This is a genomic window from Fundidesulfovibrio magnetotacticus, assembly GCF_013019105.1.
GTDB classification, from domain to species: Bacteria; Desulfobacterota; Desulfovibrionia; order Desulfovibrionales; family Desulfovibrionaceae; genus Fundidesulfovibrio; species Fundidesulfovibrio magnetotacticus.
This window is the reverse complement of sequence record NZ_BLTE01000018.1, coordinates 62,494-80,556: the sequence shown is the minus strand read 5'-3', so window position 1 is coordinate 80,556 and position 18,063 is coordinate 62,494. Positions and strand designations below refer to the sequence as shown.

The window sequence follows — 18,063 nt, the reverse complement described above, 5'->3', positions numbered from 1 at the left end:
GGCGGCGGCGCAGGGCGACACGGCCAGGGTCAAGGAACTGGCCGGGCAGATCAGGGAGACGGCGGGGGAGATTGAGGGCGCGTGCGGGTAGGCCCGGCGCAGCCTCCAATTGACACCTTGACGATGTATCACGGAAGATATATCTGGCGGACATGAACGGACGCGAGGTCATCTAGAAGCTGGAGGCCGCCGGGTGGCATCTCCGGTTGGTGGCGGGGAGTCACCACATGATGGAGAAGGACGGCCGCAAGGTTCCGGTTCCGGTCCATGGCTCGAAAGACCTCACGCCCGGCCTGTTGGCGGCGATTCAGCGCCAGACGGGCGTCAAGATCAAGTAGAGGAGGCCCCACCGCCATGGATATTCGCTACCACGCCGTCTTTGAACCCCAGGCCGAGGGGGGCTTTTTCGTGCGCTTCCTCGACTTCGAGGACACCTTCACGCAGGGGGAGACCGAGGAGGAGTGCTTGTTCAACGCGGCCGAAGTGTTGACCGGCATGTTGAGCCTCAAACTGGAAGACGGCATAGACATCCCCGTGCCCGGCCCCTGCGTGTCCGGTTCGCACGCCATCGCCCCGGACGCCAAGGTGCAGGCCGCCCTTCTGGTGCGTTTCGCTCGTGGAGAGCGCACCCTGTCCGAACTCGCCCGCGCCCTGGAAACCTCCTGGCCGTCGGCCAAGCGGCTGGAAGACCCCCGGCACTGGCCCTCGCTCAAGACCCTGGACCGCGCCGCCGCCGCCATGGGCAAGCGGCTCGTGCTGGCCTTCGAGTGAACCGCCCCTGACATGAAGATGAAAGCCCCGGCCCAGCGCCGGGGCTTTTTCGTCTCAGGCCTTGCCCACGAACCGCTCGTGCGCCTCGCGGACCTTGTGGGCGTCGAAGTTGAGCCGGATGGAGTCTACCCCGCCCCGGCGTCTCAGGGCGCGCCAGACGGCCACCAGGGCGGCGGCCAGGCCAGGGGCGCGGCCACGTAGAAGATCATGCTGTCCTGGGGCATGTGGTAGACCTACCAGGAGCCCCGCCGGAGGGGAAGCGCCCGACCAGGCAGTTCCCATTCTGTTCCCAGAATCAGGCGGGAACGCAGCGTCCGCCTTGCACGCGGGCCTTTCCGTGGGCCACGAGCTTCTGCACCGACACCCCGCCGTTCGCCACCTGGAGCCGGAGGAGCGCGCCATGCTGACGCACAATCTCCATTGCCTCCTGCCGCTGGTGGGCCAGGACCGGCCCGTCAAAGCGCAAGAGGAGGCCCCGTCCCGCCCGATGGCCGGGATGCGTAGAACCGCTCCCGGAGGGCGCGCAGGGGGTCGAACAGGGAGGGCATGGGGACGGCGTAGCGCCGGGCGGGGAGGGCGGTCAAGCAGGTGGTGGAGGGCAGGCACAGGCGAATCCCTATCCGTCCGCTGGGACAAGGACGAATAATTCCAGGCACTATCCAGGCACAGAAATGGGCAAAAAAGAAATCAGGGGCTTAGGCTTTCTGCCTAAACCCCTGTTTTCTTTGGTGCGCCCGGCAGGATTTGAACCTGCGGCCTACGGATTCCTAGGCCTTGCCCCCGTGCTTCACAACCTCCTCAAAAGATTGGAAGCTACGGAAATTGTTGAAGAAGATTTTCCACATATTAGCAGACATTTTCCAAGTTTTGCCGGTTTTGGAGGATAAGTCCCACACCAACATCACCAGGGGGGGCGTAGGGGGAGTCGGCGTAGTCGACGTAGTCGACCTCCAGTCCTGATGATCTATGGAATTGATCGTCAGAACTTGCCATGTTCGTCGTGCAGAGTTATAATATTTGTGTCAACTCAGACGAGGAGGAAAGATGCAAACTCTCAAGGTCCGCAAGGTCGGCAATTCACTCGGTCTCGTGCTCCCCAAGGACGCTGCGTCGCGGTTGAACGTTCGTGAAGGGGATGTGGTCTATCTGACGGATGCCGAAGATGGCGGATTTCGGCTGACGCCACTCAACGAGCAGTTTGCTGAACAAATGGCAGCAGCTGAGGACATCATGCGCGAGGACCGTGATGTTCTACGCGAGTTGGCTAAACGATGAGCGATTCATGGATTGAAAAGGATTTTGTGCTGGCTGTTCATGATAAGCTTATCGCGGACCATGGCGGAGTCTCAGGCTTACGCGACATGGGATTGTTGGAAAGCGCTCTTGGACGACCTCTACAACTAGGGGTATATGGGGAGCCAGATGTTTTTGATCTGGCAGCAGCGTATGCTTATGGTATCGCCCGCAATCATCCCTTCTTGGATGGGAACAAACGCACCGCATATGTGACGTGCATGGCTTTTCTCAGGTTGCGGGGAATTAGAATACATGCTGACGGCGTGGATAAGGTGACAATGTTTGAACGCCTAGGGAAAGGGGAGGTGGATCAAGATGTTCTGGCTGGATGGTTGCGTGAACGGCGCGGCTAATGGGCATTCCGATCTGCTGATTCCATTAGATTTGGGTTAGTGGCAGGGTGAGGCAGGCTGCATCACCATCAGCACTGCCTCTCCCGTTTTATTACGCTGGCTCAAGATCGAATTTAATGTCCTCTCAATACTCCATTGAAAATGACACGCCGACGCTTTTGACCTCATGGATTGCCCCAGGGTTTTCTGGCACGCGTACACCAGCAGCAAGACAGGCAAAACCGAGGTGGGGCCTTTTCAGGATCGGAAGAAGTTCATGAGGACTCTGTGCGAGAAGGCGGGGGTCCGCTACTTCAGGTTCCACGCGTTGAGGCATTCTGGAGCCTCGGTCATGGACAGCCTGAACGTGCCGATCGGCTCGATCCAGAGGATTCTCGGTCACGAGAACCGGACGACAACCGAGATCTATCTACACAGCATCGGTGACTGCGAGAGGCGTGCGATGGACATCTTCGAAAGTGCCCGTGTGGGAAAAGTCCCACACCAAGTCCCACACCATTGAAAAAGGGGCTTAGGACCGTTGTCCTAAACCCCTGTTTTCTTGGTGCGCCCGGCAGGATTTGAACCTGCGGCCTACGGATTCGTAGTCCGGCGCTCTATCCGCTGAGCTACGGGCGCGTCGTCGAGAAGTGGGTATTTAAAGAGAACCCCCCCTCGCGTCAAGCAAAGATTTCATTTTTCTTCCAGATCGATGAAGGAACTTCCCGAAGCGCCCCGCAAAAGCAGGCACTTCAATGGTTTAAGGCGCACAGGTTCCATGTCCGCCCCGGAGAGGAAATCCCGCAGGTGCGGATGCCGGGCGGCGATCCTCTCCAGGGCGGCCCGTTTCGCCGCCGGAACTTCCAGAGGTATGTGGAGGCAGTCCAGCGTCAGGGCGCGCACGCGGCTTCTGTCCCCGTCCGGAGCCTGGCAGCGCTCGTCGATGAGCAGCGACACCCGGGGATTCTCCCGCAGGTTGGCCCATTTGCGCGTGCCCGACCCCGTGGCCAGATAGATGCTTGAGCAGTCCGGCTCCACGGCGTAGGACATGAGCGACGCGCGCGGCGCGCCGCCCCCGCAGGTGGCCATCGCGCACAGGCCGTTCCCAAGGATCATCGCGGCCATTTCCTCATGAAGTTCCATGCGAACCTCCTGCGTTAAACATCCCCGAAACCCTAGACCAGCCATGCAAAGTCTCCAAGAGAAACTCGCCCACACCATCGATTTCCTGGAATCGCTCCTGAAGGACCGCGACCCCTCCTGCGTGGCCGTGGCCTGGACAGGCGGCAAGGACTCCACCGTGGTCCTCAATCTCTGGCGCGCGGTCACGCCCGGCCCCCTGAAGGCCGTGAACCTGGATACGGGCCACAAATTCCCGGAAATCCTCGCCTTCCGCGACAGGATGGCCAGGGAGTGGGGCGTGGACCTGCACATCGTGCGCCCCCTGCCAGAGGAGATCCCCCAGGAGATCGCCCAGGACAAGATGGCCTGCTGCCGGGCGCTCAAGGTGGAGCCCCTGCGCCGGGCCGTGGCCCAGATGGGTCTGGAAGTGCTGTTGAGCGGCGTGCGCGCCGACGAAAACCGCGCCCGCAAAAACCTGGACCTGCTGGAGGACCGCAACGGCTACCTCCAGGCCAACCCCATCCTCCACTGGACCGAGATGGACGTATGGGCCCTGATCACCCAGCGCGGCCTGCCCTATTGCGAGCTCTACGACAGGGGCTACCGCTCCCTGGGCTGCGTGCCCTGCACGGCCCTCAGCGCTCCGGGCCTGGGCGAACGCGGCGGGCGCGATTCCGAAAAAGAGGCGCGCATGGCGGAACTCCACGCCCTGGGCTACTTCTGACCCCTCGCGTCCCCCATTTGCATCGACCCTGAAATAGGATAGAATCCCCCACTTCCATGAGCGACCACAGACAGCCATCCCCCATCCGCCGACACAAGACCCGCGTGATCCGCCTGGGTTCCCTGTTCCTGGGCGGTGACCATCCCATCCGCGTGCAGTCCATGACCAACACGGACACCCGCGACGTGAAGGCCTCCACAGCCCAGGTGCTGGCCCTGGCCGAGGCCGGGTGCGAGATCGTGCGCCTGGCCGTGCCCGACGAGGAGGCCGCCCGGGCGCTTAAAGCCATCAAGGCCGTCTCGCCCGTGCCCCTGGTGGCGGACATCCATTTCGACCACCGCCTGGCCCTGATGGCCCTGGAATCCGGCGTGGACGGCCTGCGCATCAACCCCGGAAACATCGGCGGCCCGGAAAAGGTGGCCGCCGTGGTACGCGCGGCCTCCGAGCGCGGCGCGCCCATCCGCATCGGGGTCAACTCGGGCTCGGTGGAGAAGTCCCTGCTGGCCAAGTACGGCGGCCCCACGCCCCAGGCCATGGTGGAGAGCGCCCTGCACCACGTGCGCCTCCTGGAGGATCAGGGCTTCGACCAGATCAAGATTTCGCTCAAGTCCTCCAGCGTTCCGGCCACCATCGCGGCCTATTCGCTCCTGTCCGAGACCGTGGACTACCCCCTGCACATCGGCATCACCGAGGCGGGCACGCCCCTGCGCGGGGCCGCCAAGTCCGGCGTGGGCCTGGGGGTGCTCCTGTGGATGGGCCTGGGCGACACGCTGCGCGTCTCGCTCACGGGCGATCCGCTCACGGAGATGACGCCCGCGTGGGAGATCCTGCGCTGCCTGGGCATCCGCGAGCGCGGCCCGGAGATCGTCTCCTGCCCCACCTGCGGGCGCACGGAGATCGACCTGGCGGGACTGGCCCAGGCCGTGGAGGAGAAGCTGCGCTACGTGCGCACGCCCATCAAGGTGGCCGTGATGGGCTGCGTGGTCAACGGCCCGGGCGAGGCGCGCGAGGCGGACATCGGCCTCGCGGGCGGACGCGACTGCGCCGTGATCTTCCGCAAAGGGGAAGTGGTGCGCAAGGTGCGCGGAGAATCCAACGTGCTCGCGGAGTTCCTGCGCGAGCTCGACACCATCATCACGGAGTTCGAGAACAGATGAAACTGAGCAGATACTACGCCCCCACCCTCAAGGAAGACCCGGCCGACGCCGAGGTGGTCAGCCACAAGCTCATGCTGCGCGCGGGCATGATCCGCAAGCTCACCTCGGGCATCTACACCTTCCTGCCCCTGGGGCTGCGCTCGCTCAACAAGGCCGCGCGCATCGTGCGCGAGGAGATGGACCGCGCCGGAGCCCTGGAGATCCTCATGCCCGGCGTGCAGCCCGCCGACCTCTGGCAGGAGACCGGGCGCTGGGAATACTACGGCAAGGAGCTCCTGCGCTTCAAGGACCGCCACGACCGCGCCTATTGCCTTGGCCCCACCCACGAGGAAGTGGTCACGGACCTGATCCGCCACGAGGTGCGCTCCTACCGCCAGCTGCCGCTCAACCTCTATCAGGTGCAGACCAAGTTCCGCGACGAGATCCGGCCGCGCTTCGGGCTCATGCGCGGGCGCGAATTCGTCATGAAGGACGCCTACTCCTTCGACAAGGACGAGGAGGGCGCGCTGGTCAGCTACAAGGCCATGTACGACGCCTACTGCCGCATCTTCTCGCGCCTGGGCCTGCGTTTCCGGGCCGTGGAGGCCGACACCGGGGCCATCGGCGGCAACTACTCCCACGAATTCATGGTGCTGGCCGACACCGGCGAGGACACCATCGCCGCCTGCCCCTCCTGCGAGTACGGGGCCAACCTGGAGAAGGCCGAGGCCATGCTCCCGGTGAAGACCAAGCCCGGCAACTGCCCCGAACACAAGCTGGTGGCCACTCCCGGAGCGCACACCGTGGAAGAGGTGGCCGCCTTCCTGAAGGTCGAACCCGCGCGCATCGTCAAGACGCTGCTCTACGTGGCCGACGGCAAGCCCGTGGCCGCCCTGGTGCGCGGCGACCGGGAATTGAACGAAGTGAAGCTGAAAAACGCCCTCAACGCCCAGGACGTGGCCCTGGCCACCCCCGAGCAGGTTCAGGCCTGGACCAAGGCCCCCGTGGGCTTCGCCGGACCCGTGGGTCTGAACGCCGACGTGGTGAAGACCATTCTGGCCGACCGCGAACTCTCCCAGGACACCGACTGGATCACCGGAGCCAACAAGGCCGACGCGCACTTCCTCCACGTGGACCTGGACGACGACGTGCTCCTCACCAACTACGCCGACCTGCGCAACGTGGCCTGCGGCGACCCCTGCCCGCGCTGCGGCGCCCCCCTGGAGCTGACCAAGGGCATCGAGGTGGGCCACGTGTTCAAGCTGGGCTACAAGTATTCCGAGGCCATGAAGGCCTCCGTGCTGGACGAGCAGGGCAAGGACCGGCTGGTCTACATGGGCTGCTACGGCATCGGCGTGTCGCGGGTGGTGGCCGCCTGCATCGAGCAGAACCACGACGGCGCGGGCATCAAGTTCCCGCCCGCCCTGGCCCCCTTCGAGGTGGCGGTGGTCTGCCTGGACGTGAAGGGCGAGCCCCTGGCCAAGGCCGAGGCCATCTACGCCTGGCTCACCGGACAGGGCGTCGAGGCCGTGCTGGACGACCGCGACGAGCGCCCGGGCGTCAAGTTCAAGGACATCGACCTCATGGGCTTCCCCTTCCAGATCGTGCTGGGCGGCAAGGGCCTGGCGCGCGGCATCGTGGAAGTGAAGGACCGCCGCACGGGCGAGAAGTCCGAGCTTCCCGTCGAGGGCTTCGAGGCCGCGTTCACCGCGTGGCGGCTTCAGGCGCTGGCTGGCTGGGAATCCCGGTAGGGCAGGGACACCCGCATGGGAGTCCAGAGGGCGCAGCCCTTTGGCCGCCGGAGGCTTCTCCCTGTCCGGCGGTGCCGAGGCCGGGTCTAGCCATGCCCCACATCTTCCGCGTCGGCGAGATCACCCGCGCCCTCAAGGACGTGGTGGAGGGCCAGTTCCCCTTCGTGTGGGTGCGCGGCCAGGTGTCCAACCTGGCGCGCCCCGCCTCGGGGCATGTCTATTTCTCGCTCAAGGACGAAGAGTCGGTGCTCTCGGTGGTCTGGTTCAAGGGAAGCCGCCTGGGCCTTCCCCTGGAGGGCAGGGAGCGCTATGATCCCCTGACCGGCGAGGTCCTGGAGGAGGCCGACCCCTCGGCCTGGCTCAGCGAAGGCGTGGAGGCCCTGTGCGCCGGACGGCTCACGGTGTACGCCCCGCGCGGCAGCTACCAGCTGGTGGCGGAACTTGTGCAGGACATGGGCCTGGGCAGGCTCCACCTGGAGTTCGAGGCCCTCAAGCGCAGACTGGCGCAGCTTGGCTGGTTCGACCAGGAGCGCAAGCGCCCCCTGCCGCGAGACCCCGTCCGCGTGGCCCTGGTGACCAGCGCCTCGGGCGCGGCCGTGAAGGACTTCCTGCGCGTGGGCGGTTCTCGGGGCCTGGGCTGCGAGGTGCGCCTGCACCCCTGCCTGGTGCAGGGCGAGCAGGCCCCGGGCCAGATCGCCCGCGCCCTGGAGGCCGCCGGAGCGGACGGTTGGGCCGAGGCCGTGGCCCTGGTGCGCGGCGGAGGCTCCCTGGAGGATCTCTGGGCCTTCAACACCGAGGAGGTGGCCCGGGCCGTGGTGGAATGCCCGGTCCCCGTGGTCTGCGGAGTGGGGCACGAGGTGGACGTGACCATCGCGGACATGGCCGCCGACGTGCGCGCGGCCACGCCCAGCCACGCGGCGCAGTTGCTGTGGAGCGAGCGGCCCGTGCTGGCCCAGCGCGCCGACGAGGCCCTGGAGGCCCTGGAGCGCGGCTTCGCGCGCTTCCTGGCGGGACGCGCCGAGTGCCTGGAGGGCTTGGCCAGGGCCTTGTCCTGGCTGTCGCCCCGGAGCAGGGTGGAGCGCCTGGGCGAACGGCTGGAGGATCTTTCGACGCGCCTCGCTCGGGCAGGCCAGGACCTGACGCGGCGCGGGGCGGACGGGCTGGAGGCCCTGGCGCGGCGTCTCGACGCCTGCGGCCCTTCCCTGGGCGACACCCGCGCCCTGGATGCCCTGGAATCCCGCCTGGAGCTGGCGGCCGGACTGCACGCGGAACGCGCCGGTGCACGGCTGGAGCTTCTCACGGCGCGCCTGGAGGGGCTAGACCCCCTGGGGCCGCTGGCGCGCGGCTACGCCCTGGCCCTGAAGGCCGACGGCACGGCCTTGCGCTCCGTGACCGAGGCCTCCCCGGGCGACCGGCTGGACATCGTGGCGCGCGACGGCAGGCTCAGGACCAGCGTCCTGGACGTGGAGGAAACCCGGTGAACGTGTTGCGTGCTCTCGCGGCCCTCGTGCTGCTCCTCATGTCGGCGGCCCCGCTGCGGGCGGCCGACCAGACGCTCGTGGAAGGCCCCCTCACGGTGGTCGTGCCCGAGTCCGTGGGCGTGGGCCAGCCTTTCGTGGCCGAGGTGCGCCTGGTGAACCAGGTGGAGAAGGTCACGGCCGAGTGGCAGGGCAGGGTGGTGGAGGTGCTCATGAGCAAGCGCGGCCGGGAGTTCCGGGGCGAGGTGCTCCTGGCGGCCGGGCTCGAGGTGCAGCCCGGGTCCCACTCCCTGGTGGTGGAGGCCGTACGCCCGGCCCGGCGCGAGATGGTGCTGGGCAAGATTGAAGTGACGCCCACGGCCTTCCCCGAGCAACGCCTGAACCTGCCGCCTTCCACGGTGACTCCCTCCAAGGAGAACCTGGCGCGCATCAAACGCGAACAGGCGCTCATCGCCAAGGCCATGAACGAGGCGGGTGACCGCCGTTTCTGGAGCTTCCCCTTCCTGCGCCCGGTGCCCGGCGAGGTCACCAGCGCCTTCGGCCTGCGCCGCATCCTCAACGGCCAGCCGCGCAGCCCCCACACCGGCATCGACTTCGACGCCCAGAAGGGCGACCCCGTGCACGTCGCCAACCAGGGCAAGGTGATCCTCACGGGCGACTTTTTCTTCAACGGCCTCTCGGTGTTCATCGACCACGGCCAGGGCGTGGTGAGCATGTACTTCCACCTGTCCGCGGTTTCCGTGCGCACCGGCCAACACCTGGAACGCGGCCAGCTGGTGGGCCTCGTGGGCTCCACGGGGCGTTCCACGGGGCCGCACCTGCATTTCGGCATGAAGGTTCTCGGCCAGTCCGTGGATCCCATGCCCCTGTTCACGGCCGGCGGCCCCTTCGACCGTCGGCCCGGAGGATGATCATGAGCGCCAAGAAACCGACCTTCGAGAAAAACATCGACCGGCTGCGGGCCATCGTGGAACAGCTGGAGAGCGGCGAGCTGCCCCTGGACCTGGGCGTATCCCTCTATAAGGAAGGCCAGACCCTGGCCGCCTCCTGCCGCACCCAACTGGAGGAGGCCCGGCTCGTGGTGAGCCAGGCTACCCCGGAAGGCCTCAAACCCTTCGACCACGCCGCCGGCGAGGAGAACTGACGTGAGCATCAAGGACCGCCTGCGCGGCTATTCCCACGAAGTGGAGGAGGCCCTGCGCGGCCTGCTCAAGGGCAAGGGCATCCCGGCCGGACTGCGCGAGGCCATGGAATACAGCCTGCTGGCCGGGGGCAAGCGGCTCAGGCCCGTGCTCTGCCTGTGCTTCGCGCGCATGCTGGGGGCCGAGGCCCGGGCGGCCATGCCCTTCGCGGCGTCGCTGGAGTTCATCCACACCTATTCGCTGATCCACGACGACCTCCCGGCCATGGACGACGACGACCTGCGCCGGGGCCGCCCCTCCAACCACAAGGTGTTCGGCGAGGCCATGGCCATCCTGGCGGGCGACGGCCTGCTCACCGAGGCCTTCGGGCTCATGGCCTCCACGGCCGGGGAGCTGCCTCCCGGGCGCGTGGTGGAGGCCATCGCCACCCTGGCGCGCGCCGCCGGGGCCGGAGGCATGGTGGGCGGCCAGGCCCTGGACATGGCCTACACCGCCAAGGCGGGCGTGAGCCTGGAGGAACTGCGTGAGATGCAGGCCATGAAAACCGGCGCGCTCATCACCGCGGCCTGCGTGTGCGGCGCGCAACTGGCCGGGGCCGAGCCGGACGTGCTGGCCCGGGCGCGCAGCTACGGCCAGTCGGTGGGCGCGGCCTTCCAGATCGTGGACGACGTGCTGGACGTGGTGGGCGACGAAAAAGCCCTGGGCAAACCCGTGGGCTCCGACGAGGAGCAGGGCAAGACCACCTACCCCGCGCTCATCGGCGTGGAGCGCAGCATGGATCTGGCCCGACGCAACGCGGCCCAGGCCGTGGAAAGCCTGAGCCCCTTCCAGGGGCCGGAGGCCACCTTCCTGCGCGATCTGGCCCAGTTCATCGTGGACCGCGTGTCATAGGGCGATAGAGACCGAAAACCTTTGACGGAACGCCCCCGCAGGGGCAAAATATCCGTTTCCAACACGACTTCAGGAGTCATCGCCATCATGAGTCTTCTCGACGGCCACCCGTTGACCATGCTCGCGCGCGTGGATTCGCCCACGGACGTGGCCGCGCTCTCCCTCGATGACCTGGGGCTGCTGGCCCAGGACATTCGCGAACTGATCATCGCCACCGTGTCGGAGAACGGCGGACACCTGGCGCCGTCCCTGGGCGTGGTGGAGCTTACCCTGGCCCTGCTCAAGGTGCTGGACCTCTCCCAGGACAAGATCGTCTGGGACGTGGGCCACCAGGCCTACGCGTACAAGATCCTCACCGGGCGGCGCGACGCCTTCCACACCCTGCGCACCATGGGCGGCGTGAGCGGCTTCCCGCGCATGGCCGAGAGCCCCTTCGACCACTTCGGGACCGGCCACTCCAGCACGTCCATTTCGGCGGCCTCCGGCATGGCCATGGCCCGGGACGTGCTGGGCGAGTCGGGCAAGGTGGTGGCCGTGATCGGAGACGGGTCCATGACAGCGGGCCTGGCCTACGAGGGCCTCAACGAGGCGGGCGGCGACGGCCGCGACCTCGTGGTGGTGCTCAACGACAACAAGATGTCCATCTCCAAGAACGTCGGCGCTCTCTCGCTCTTCCTCTCGCGCCAGCTTTCCAACCGTTGGGTGAAGCGGGCCAAGAAGGAATTCGAATCCATGGCCCGGCACGTGCCCTTCGGCCTGGAGATGGTGGAACTGGCGCGGCGCGGCGAGGAATCCTTCAAAGGATTCTTCACGCCCGGCATGCTCTTCGAGGCGTTCCACTTCAACTATCTCGGCCCCATCGACGGCCACGACCTGCCCAAGCTCGTCTCGGTGTTCAAGGACGTGCGCGAGATGAAAGGCCCGGTGCTCGTGCACGTGCTCACCCAGAAGGGCAAGGGCTACACCCCCGCGGAACAAAACCCCACATACTACCACGGCGTTGGCTCCTTCGAGCCGGAGACGGGCGAGATCATCAAGAATTCGCCCTCCAAACTGCCCACGTACACCGACGTGTTCGGCGACACCCTCTGCAAGCTGGCTCGCACGGACCGGCGCATCGTGGCCATCACGGCCGCCATGCCCGAGGGCACGGGGCTCTCCTGCTTCGCCCAGCTCTTCCCCGACCGCTTCGTGGACGTGGGCATCTGCGAGCAGCACGCCGTCACCTTCGCTGGGGGCATGGCCACGCGGGGGCTCAAGCCGGTGGTGGCCATCTATTCCACGTTCCTGCAGCGCTCCTACGACCAGATCGTGCACGACGTCTGCCTGCAGAACCTGCCGGTGACCTTCTGTCTGGACCGGGGCGGGCTGGTGGGCGAGGACGGCGCCACCCACCACGGCGTGTTCGACCTCTCCTACCTGCGCCACATTCCCAACCTGGTGCTCATGGCCCCCAAGGACGAGGCCGAGCTGCAGCGCATGCTGGCCACGGCCATGGCTCACCCAGGCCCAGCGGCCATCCGCTACCTGCGCGGGGTGGGCATCGGCGCGCCGCTTTGCGACGCCCCGGAACCGCTGACCGTGGGCGAAGGCGAGCTCCTGCGCGACGGCAAGGACGCCGTGATCGTGGCCATCGGCAGCCGCGTGCTGCCCTCGCTGCTGGCGGCCGAGGAGCTGGAGCGCGAAAGCGGCCTGAGCGTGGCGGTGTATAACGCCCGCTTCGTCAAACCCCTGCCGGAGGCGGACCTTCTGGACTTGGCTGGGCGTTTCGGCCGCATCGTCACGGTGGAGGAGAACGCCGTGCAGGGCGGGTTCGGCTCGGCGGTGCTGGAACTGTTGGCGGACCGGGGGGCACTGACGGGGCAGCGGGTGCTGCGCCTGGGCATACCGGACCACTTCGTGGAGCACGGCCCCCAGAAGGCCCTGCGGGAGCTCACGGGCATCAGCAAGGACGGCGTGAAGCGCGCTTTGCGAGGGCTTATGGAGGAGGGGACCGCGTCGTGATCTCGGTGATCCTGTGCCATCCCAAGCCTGGGAGCTTCAACCATGCGCTGGCCCTCCGCGTGGTGGAGACCCTGGACTCCCTGGGCCTGGGCGTGAACTTCCACGATCTCTACGCCGAGCGTTTCGCGCCGGTTCTGCCGGACATGGAGATCCCGCGTGACGGCCTGATGCCGGATTTCGTGGCGCGTCACTGCGACGAGCTGGCCAAGGCGTCGGGCATCGTGGTGGTGCATCCCAACTGGTGGGGGCAGCCCCCGGCGGTGCTCAAGGGGTGGATCGACCGGGTTTTGCGGCCCGGGGTGGCCTACGAGTTCGTGGAAGGCGACGGCGGGGAAGGCGTGCCGGTGGGACTTCTCAAGGCTCGCAGCGCGCTGGTGCTCAACACGAGCAACACGCCGCGCCTGCGCGAGATGGAGGCCTTCGGCGATCCGCTGGAGCTCATCTGGCGCAACTGCATCATCGGCCTCTGCGGCGTGCAGGACTTCCACCGCCGGATGTTCGAGGTGGTGGTGACCTCCACGCCCGAACAGCGCGCGGCCTGGCTCGACGAGGTTTCGGCTCTGACGACCCGCGTTTTCTCGCCCCTGGCCTGACCCCGCCCGACCGACGCCGCCGTCCCCGGTGAAACCCGCGAAGCAATTGCGGGGTCTGGGGGGATCATCCCCCCGGCGGGTGCAGGGCAGCGCCCTGTCGGGTCCGGGCGGAGCCCCGTCCGCCCTCTACGCCAACCCCACCGCCCTTTTCAGCGCCGCCACCTCGCCGCCGCGCAACGGCCGCACGCCGCCCACCGGCAGGTCGCCCAGCTCCACGGGGCCTTGGCTCACGCGCTCCAGACGCAGGATGGTCAGGCCCAGGTCCCGACACATGCGCCGTATCTGGCGGTTGACCCCTTGGATCAGCACCATTTCCAGAATGCTGTCGCGGCCGATGCGGGCGGTCTGTTCCACCTTCACCGGGGCCAGGCGTTCGCCCTCGGCAAGGCGCATGCCGGAGCGCATGGCGTCCAGGGCCTCCTGTGGCGCGTCGCCGCGCACGAGCACGCGGTAGCGCTTGGGCAGATGCCATGAGGGATGCATGAGGCGGTTGGCCAGATCGCCATCGGTGGTGAGCAGGATGAGGCCCTGGGAGAAATAGTCGAGCCGCCCCACGGGGAAGAGGCGCGCGCCGGGCGCCGCGGGGCGGGCCAAATCCAGCACGGTGCGGCGTCCCTCGGGGTCGTGGGCGGTGGAGACCACCTCCACGGGCTTGTTGAGCATCAGGTAGACGTGGCCCTGGCGCGGGGCGAGCCCGACGGTCCTGCCGTCCACGGCCAGTTGGTCGCCGGGGCGGACCACGTCGCCCAGTTGCGCGGGGCGTCCGTTGAGGGTGACGCGCCCAGCGCGGACCATCACGTCGGCGGCGCGGCGCGAGGCCACGCCCGCCAGGGCCAGGGCCTTGTTCAGGCGCATGGATTCGGAGTCGGAAGAGGGTGGCCGGGCGTCCGGCCTGTCGCTGCCGGGCACGCGGCGCTCCTGCCTGCCGGGTGTGGAGGGCTGGGCGCCGGGCGCGGGCTGGTGAGCCTGGCTGCGCTCGCGGGCGTCCCGTGCGGGGCGTTCTCCGGGGGTGTCCGGGCGTCGGGCGGCAGGAGCCGTGGACTCGCGGAGGGAGGAGGGCGCTTGGGTCCGTCCGGGCCTGCGGGGGCGGGGCGTCTTCTTGGGCGTCGTCATGAGGGGAGTCTATCCCGGTCAGGCGCGACGCGCCAGCCTCTTGAGGGGCCCCTGAACGCACGGCGGAGGAGGGCAGCCGTCCGCCGCGCGCCAGGGATCGCCCGTTCCGCCCCGGGAAAGGCGGCCGGGCAGCGAGAGGCTAAAGGTCGATCACCTTGGTGGCCAGCTGGAGGCTGGTGACCACATCGAGCATATTTGTGGTCTGGCCCACGGCGCGCTTGTCGAGAAGTCCGAAGAATTCCAGGCAGGTGCCGCATACGAGGATGGAGACTCCCGCGTCTTCCAGGGCGCGCAGGGTCTCCAGGTGGGGGCTGCCTTCCACGGCCAGCCGCACGGCGGCGTTGACCATGACGATGCGCCAGAGGTCCGGCCCCATTTCGGGCAGGGTTTTGATAAAGTTCAACATGAGCTTTTCGCCCAGGGCGTCGTCCCCGCGGCCGATGGTGCTCGCGGAAAGGAACACGGCGATGCGCTGGCTTTCGTTGGCCTGGGGCACGGGGCAGGGGAAGTCCTCCACGGCGGGCGCGCCAGGAGCGGCCCCGGGCGCGCGGGAGGCCACGATGGTCCAGGCTTTGCCGTGGCGGGAGCTGGCATGGAGGTATCCGGAGGCTGCCAGGTAGCGGCCCACGTTCTCCAGGGCGGCTTCGTCGTCCACAACGATCTCAAGGTGCTCGGGGGCCTCGGCCTCGATGCACTTCCTGCAGGCCATGAGGGGCTGGGGGCAGGTCATGCCCTGGCAATCGATGGTTCGTGCGCTCATGCAAGATCCTTTGCGGTATGGTTTCATGGGATTTAGCATGGACACGCCGGTCCTGGTCAAATAGGATCATGTGATACCTTGGTGGCCGGGCGTCGCACCCGGCCTATGCGGAGGCTTCATGGAATTCGATTCGACGGTGGCGTTCCTGACCCGCAGGATCGGCCTGGCTCTGGGCGAAGAGCCCGTGGACCTGCTGCTCAAGAACACGCGCCTGGTGAACGTGCTCTCGGGAGACATCCACGAGGCGGACATCGCCGTGTCCGACGGCGTGGTGGTCGGCTTCGGAGACTACGAGGCGCGCCAGGTGGTGGACTGCCAGGGACGTTACGCCTGCCCCGGGCTCATCGACGGGCACATCCACATCGAGTCCACGCTGCTCACGCCCTGGGAGTTCGCCCGCGCCGCCGCGCCGCGCGGCACCTGCGCCGTGGTCTGGGACCCCCACGAGATCGCCAACGTGCTAGGCCGCCAGGGCATCGAGGACATGCTTGCCAACACCGAACGCTGTCCGCTGACCTTCTTCATCATGGCCTCCAGCTGCGTTCCGGCCACCACCATGGAGACCTCCGGGGCCGCCGTGACCGCCGAGGACATCGCCTGGCTGGTGCAACGCCACCACGACCGCGTGCTGGGACTCGCTGAACTCATGAACTATCCAGGCCTGCTGGCCAAGGACCCTTCGGTGCTGGCCAAGATCGCCGCGTGCCACTGCGCGGTGATCGACGGGCACGCGCCCCTGGTGTCCGGCAAGGCGCTCAACGCCTACGTGCTGGCCGGCCCCAGCTCCGACCACGAATGCACCGACCTGGACGAGGCCCTGGAGAAGCTGCGCAAGGGCATGCACCTGTTCATGCGCGAGGGCAGCGACGAGAAGAACCTGGCGGACCTCATCGCCGCCGTGAACCCGCACAACGCCCAGAACATCTCCATGGTCTGCGACGACCGCGACCCCTTCGACCTGACCACCAACGGCCACATGGACCACAACGTGCGCATGGCCGTGCGCCTGGGCGTGGACCCGCTGCGCGCCGTGCAGATGGCCAGCATCAACACCGCGCGGCACTTCGGCATGCGCGGCAGGGGGGCCGTGGCCCCGGGCTACCGCGCCGACGTGGTGCTCCTGGACGACCTGGAGGAGTTCCGCATCTGGAAATGCTTCCTGGCCGGGGAGGAGGTCCCGCCCGGCGGTTTCGCGCCCCAGGGCCGCGTGACGGCCGTCAACACCGTATGCCTCTCCACGCCCGGAGGCAGGCTGGGGGCCGAGGACTTCGCAATTATTCAAGTGAAGGATGAAGTTCGCTGCATCGGGGTGATCCCCGGCCAGATCGTCACCAAGAGCGTCGCCGTGCGCCCCCGCATGGCCGACGGCTTCGCCCACGCCGACCCGGCGCAGGACCTGGCCAAACTCGCCGTGGTGGAGCGCCACGGCAAGGGAGGCCACATCGCCCTGGGCTTCATGCAGGGCCTGGGCATGGCGCGCGGAGCCATCGCGGGAACCGTGGCCCACGACTCCCACAACCTGGTGGTGGCCGGAGTCTGCGACGAAGACATGGCCCTGGCCGGAAACGTCCTGGCCGAGGCGGGCGGCGGCTACTGCGTGGTGGCGGACGGCGAAGTGCTGGCGCTGCTCAAACTGCCGTACGCCGGACTCATGAGCCTCAAACCCCTGGAATACGTGGTGCGCGACTACGAACGACTGCGCGCCGCCTTCACCCGGGTGGCCCTGAACAAGGCGAACTACACGCACCCCTTCATGGCTCTGTCTTTCTCTTCGCTGCCCGTGATCCCCGAACTCAAGCTCACGGACAAGGGCCTTGTGGACGTGAACCGCTTCGAAGTGGTGGACCTCTGGCTCTGACCCCCTGAATCCGGCCAGTCGATGCAAACGGCGTCCGTGTCCAGCTAGGCACGGACGCCTTTTGCATTGCACAAGCCCTCGCCAGCCGCCGGCAAGGAAGGGCCAAACGGTCGCCGTGCAGGAGCCTGGCCCCGGCAAGGCGGCGACCACCAGAAGCTCCCGTCGGGCACGGACAACAGACTGTGCGAACCAATCATCGAAAGAATGATGCGGCACGGTGGAACCTGCAGACACGGACAGATACCGCCAGCGATGATCGACCCAGCGAAACGGCTACGGTCAGACGGCATCGACAGGCCGGACAACGACAGGACCATGCGCGGCATGGACGCCCGAGACGTCCGGCTCGAAACACCCGCAGCGCATGCAAACAAAGGCGCGCGCGGACCCCCTCGGGAAGAGGATAAAAGCGTCCCGCAGCCCAGGCATCAAGGCGTTCGCTGACGCCAGGACGCAGGAACCAAGGAACCGTGCGCCCTCCCGTACATCAATCCCAGTTCTTAAAGTTAACATAATTTACATTATGAGACACAAGCAAGGAGGTTGGGGGAGGGGTCCACACCGCTCCAGCGACCACCTGAACACCGACCGCTCGTGACGCCGCCCTCTTGGCGTCTCGGGCAGAATCGGCGCACGTTCAGCTGACGTACACGGCACGAGGAAACCTGCCAATGCCTTGCGCTTCGCCATGCAAGCCGTCCGCCTTGCACAGGCTTCGCGTCGCCTTCAGCTCGCGCCGTCAGGACCGGTCACGACGAACCGGCAAACCAAGACGGATGAACGCGCACCCGACACCACGCCTCGCACGATCGAACCCGCCGCCTGGCCGTGCAACAGCACCCGGCACAGCGTTCCATCCACCACGAACCGCCACCACAGGCCCATGGGGCGCACATCCAGCAAATCTAAACCCCACCATCGCTAACCCTCGGACGGAAACGCGACCCTGCCCGGACCGCTGCCCTGGAACCGCTGCTCCTCAGAGCAGGTTCTCACCCCTCGTCCTCCCTCGTCTCCCCCAAAACCCCCTCCTCTTTGGAAACGGCGTGAGAATGCCTCAGGATCGATTTTCCTCCACTTGGCAACACCAAC

22 protein-coding genes and 1 tRNA gene are annotated in these 18,063 nt (G+C 67.1%); 17 read left to right on the top strand and 6 right to left on the bottom strand.

The features are described 5' to 3' along the window. Positions 1 to 179 precede the first annotated feature (179 nt). Genes NNJEOMEG_RS17245 through NNJEOMEG_RS17235 form a run of 3 tightly spaced genes read left to right on the top strand, consistent with a single transcriptional unit; the run spans position 180 to position 972 of the window. Positions 180 to 338, top strand: coding sequence for a type II toxin-antitoxin system HicA family toxin (locus NNJEOMEG_RS17245; RefSeq protein ID WP_268885701.1), 159 nt, complete (start codon positions 180 to 182; stop codon positions 336 to 338). A 16-nt stretch (positions 339 to 354) separates the two neighbouring features. Beyond that, positions 355 to 771 (top strand): type II toxin-antitoxin system HicB family antitoxin, encoded by a 417-nt coding sequence (locus NNJEOMEG_RS17240; RefSeq protein ID WP_173086689.1) that lies wholly within the window; start codon positions 355 to 357, stop codon positions 769 to 771. Positions 772 to 783: 12 nt separating this feature from the next. Then, positions 784 to 972: a hypothetical protein gene (locus NNJEOMEG_RS17235; RefSeq protein WP_173086687.1), complete on the top strand. Its 189-nt coding sequence runs from the start codon at positions 784 to 786 to the stop codon at positions 970 to 972. 94 nt (positions 973 to 1,066) lie between these two features. Here the strand turns inward: NNJEOMEG_RS17235 and NNJEOMEG_RS21050 are convergent, their stop codons facing one another. After that, on the bottom strand, positions 1,067 to 1,192 hold the full coding sequence (locus NNJEOMEG_RS21050) for a hypothetical protein (protein ID WP_268885700.1): 126 nt from the start codon (positions 1,190 to 1,192) through the stop codon (positions 1,067 to 1,069). Between the two features lie 250 nt (positions 1,193 to 1,442). On the opposite strand from NNJEOMEG_RS21050, the gene NNJEOMEG_RS17230 reads away from it, so the two are divergent. The 4 genes from NNJEOMEG_RS17230 (at position 1,443) to NNJEOMEG_RS17215 (ending at position 2,922) form a co-directional block, all read left to right on the top strand. Next, entirely contained in the window at positions 1,443 to 1,658 is a 216-nt protein-coding gene (locus NNJEOMEG_RS17230) for a hypothetical protein (protein ID WP_173086685.1), read from the top strand. Positions 1,659 to 1,815: 157 nt separating this feature from the next. Next, positions 1,816 to 2,046: an AbrB/MazE/SpoVT family DNA-binding domain-containing protein gene (locus tag NNJEOMEG_RS17225; protein ID WP_173086683.1), complete on the top strand. Its 231-nt coding sequence runs from the start codon at positions 1,816 to 1,818 to the stop codon at positions 2,044 to 2,046. Then, entirely contained in the window at positions 2,043 to 2,420 is a 378-nt protein-coding gene (locus NNJEOMEG_RS17220) for a type II toxin-antitoxin system death-on-curing family toxin (RefSeq protein ID WP_173086681.1), read from the top strand. Before NNJEOMEG_RS17225 ends, NNJEOMEG_RS17220 begins: the two co-directional genes overlap by 4 nt. A gap of 166 nt (positions 2,421 to 2,586) precedes the next feature. Further along, on the top strand, positions 2,587 to 2,922 hold the full coding sequence (locus tag NNJEOMEG_RS17215; protein ID WP_217270595.1) for a tyrosine-type recombinase/integrase: 336 nt from the start codon (positions 2,587 to 2,589) through the stop codon (positions 2,920 to 2,922). 40 nt (positions 2,923 to 2,962) lie between these two features. Here NNJEOMEG_RS17215 and NNJEOMEG_RS17210 read toward each other — a convergent pair. Together NNJEOMEG_RS17210 and NNJEOMEG_RS17205 are read right to left on the bottom strand one after the other, a co-directional pair. Beyond that, positions 2,963 to 3,038: transfer RNA gene (locus NNJEOMEG_RS17210), tRNA-Arg, on the bottom strand. Between the two features lie 54 nt (positions 3,039 to 3,092). Then, positions 3,093 to 3,542 carry a pyridoxamine 5'-phosphate oxidase family protein gene (locus NNJEOMEG_RS17205; protein WP_173086679.1) on the bottom strand — a complete coding sequence of 150 codons (450 nt, stop codon included), beginning with the start codon at positions 3,540 to 3,542 and terminating at the stop codon, positions 3,093 to 3,095. A gap of 43 nt (positions 3,543 to 3,585) precedes the next feature. Between NNJEOMEG_RS17205 and NNJEOMEG_RS17200 the strand changes: the two genes are divergently transcribed. The 9 genes from NNJEOMEG_RS17200 (at position 3,586) to NNJEOMEG_RS17160 (ending at position 13,240) form a co-directional block, all read left to right on the top strand. Further along, positions 3,586 to 4,245, top strand: coding sequence for a phosphoadenosine phosphosulfate reductase family protein (locus tag NNJEOMEG_RS17200; RefSeq protein ID WP_173086677.1), 660 nt, complete (start codon positions 3,586 to 3,588; stop codon positions 4,243 to 4,245). A 56-nt stretch (positions 4,246 to 4,301) separates the two neighbouring features. Beyond that, positions 4,302 to 5,402, top strand: a complete 1,101-nt coding sequence (gene ispG / locus NNJEOMEG_RS17195; RefSeq protein ID WP_173086675.1) for a flavodoxin-dependent (E)-4-hydroxy-3-methylbut-2-enyl-diphosphate synthase — start codon at positions 4,302 to 4,304, stop codon at positions 5,400 to 5,402. Next, positions 5,399 to 7,132: a proline--tRNA ligase gene (locus NNJEOMEG_RS17190; protein ID WP_173086673.1), complete on the top strand. Its 1,734-nt coding sequence runs from the start codon at positions 5,399 to 5,401 to the stop codon at positions 7,130 to 7,132. Before ispG ends, NNJEOMEG_RS17190 begins: the two co-directional genes overlap by 4 nt. Before the next feature lie 92 nt (positions 7,133 to 7,224). Further along, the gene (gene xseA, locus NNJEOMEG_RS17185) at positions 7,225 to 8,613 is read left to right on the top strand and encodes an exodeoxyribonuclease VII large subunit (protein WP_173086671.1); all 1,389 of its coding nucleotides are present in this window, start codon (positions 7,225 to 7,227) and stop codon (positions 8,611 to 8,613) included. Further along, complete coding sequence (locus NNJEOMEG_RS17180) at positions 8,610 to 9,521, top strand: M23 family metallopeptidase (RefSeq protein WP_173086669.1); 912 nt, start codon at positions 8,610 to 8,612, stop codon at positions 9,519 to 9,521. Before xseA ends, NNJEOMEG_RS17180 begins: the two co-directional genes overlap by 4 nt. A gap of 2 nt (positions 9,522 to 9,523) precedes the next feature. Beyond that, on the top strand, positions 9,524 to 9,754 hold the full coding sequence (xseB, locus tag NNJEOMEG_RS17175) for an exodeoxyribonuclease VII small subunit (RefSeq protein WP_173086667.1): 231 nt from the start codon (positions 9,524 to 9,526) through the stop codon (positions 9,752 to 9,754). 1 nt (position 9,755) lies between these two features. Beyond that, entirely contained in the window at positions 9,756 to 10,643 is an 888-nt protein-coding gene (locus NNJEOMEG_RS17170) for a polyprenyl synthetase family protein (RefSeq protein ID WP_173086665.1), read from the top strand. Positions 10,644 to 10,730: 87 nt separating this feature from the next. Next, complete coding sequence (dxs, locus tag NNJEOMEG_RS17165; protein ID WP_173086663.1) at positions 10,731 to 12,647, top strand: 1-deoxy-D-xylulose-5-phosphate synthase; 1,917 nt, start codon at positions 10,731 to 10,733, stop codon at positions 12,645 to 12,647. After that, on the top strand, positions 12,644 to 13,240 hold the full coding sequence (locus NNJEOMEG_RS17160) for an NAD(P)H-dependent oxidoreductase (protein WP_173086661.1): 597 nt from the start codon (positions 12,644 to 12,646) through the stop codon (positions 13,238 to 13,240). The genes dxs and NNJEOMEG_RS17160 overlap by 4 nt, the downstream gene beginning before the upstream one ends. Positions 13,241 to 13,366: 126 nt before the next feature. Here NNJEOMEG_RS17160 and NNJEOMEG_RS17155 read toward each other — a convergent pair whose 3' ends face one another. Both NNJEOMEG_RS17155 and yedF read right to left on the bottom strand, forming a co-directional pair. Then, the gene (locus tag NNJEOMEG_RS17155; RefSeq protein ID WP_235957016.1) at positions 13,367 to 14,353 is read right to left on the bottom strand and encodes a pseudouridine synthase; all 987 of its coding nucleotides are present in this window, start codon (positions 14,351 to 14,353) and stop codon (positions 13,367 to 13,369) included. 139 nt (positions 14,354 to 14,492) lie between these two features. Beyond that, complete coding sequence (gene yedF / locus NNJEOMEG_RS17150) at positions 14,493 to 15,113, bottom strand: sulfurtransferase-like selenium metabolism protein YedF (protein ID WP_173086659.1); 621 nt, start codon at positions 15,111 to 15,113, stop codon at positions 14,493 to 14,495. 118 nt (positions 15,114 to 15,231) lie between these two features. On the opposite strand from yedF, the gene ade reads away from it, so the two are divergent. After that, entirely contained in the window at positions 15,232 to 16,971 is a 1,740-nt protein-coding gene (ade, locus tag NNJEOMEG_RS17145) for an adenine deaminase (protein ID WP_173086657.1), read from the top strand. 726 nt (positions 16,972 to 17,697) lie between these two features. Here ade and NNJEOMEG_RS17140 read toward each other — a convergent pair. Then, positions 17,698 to 17,856 carry a hypothetical protein gene (locus tag NNJEOMEG_RS17140; protein WP_173086655.1) on the bottom strand — a complete coding sequence of 53 codons (159 nt, stop codon included), beginning with the start codon at positions 17,854 to 17,856 and terminating at the stop codon, positions 17,698 to 17,700. Positions 17,857 to 18,063: the final 207 nt, after the last annotated feature.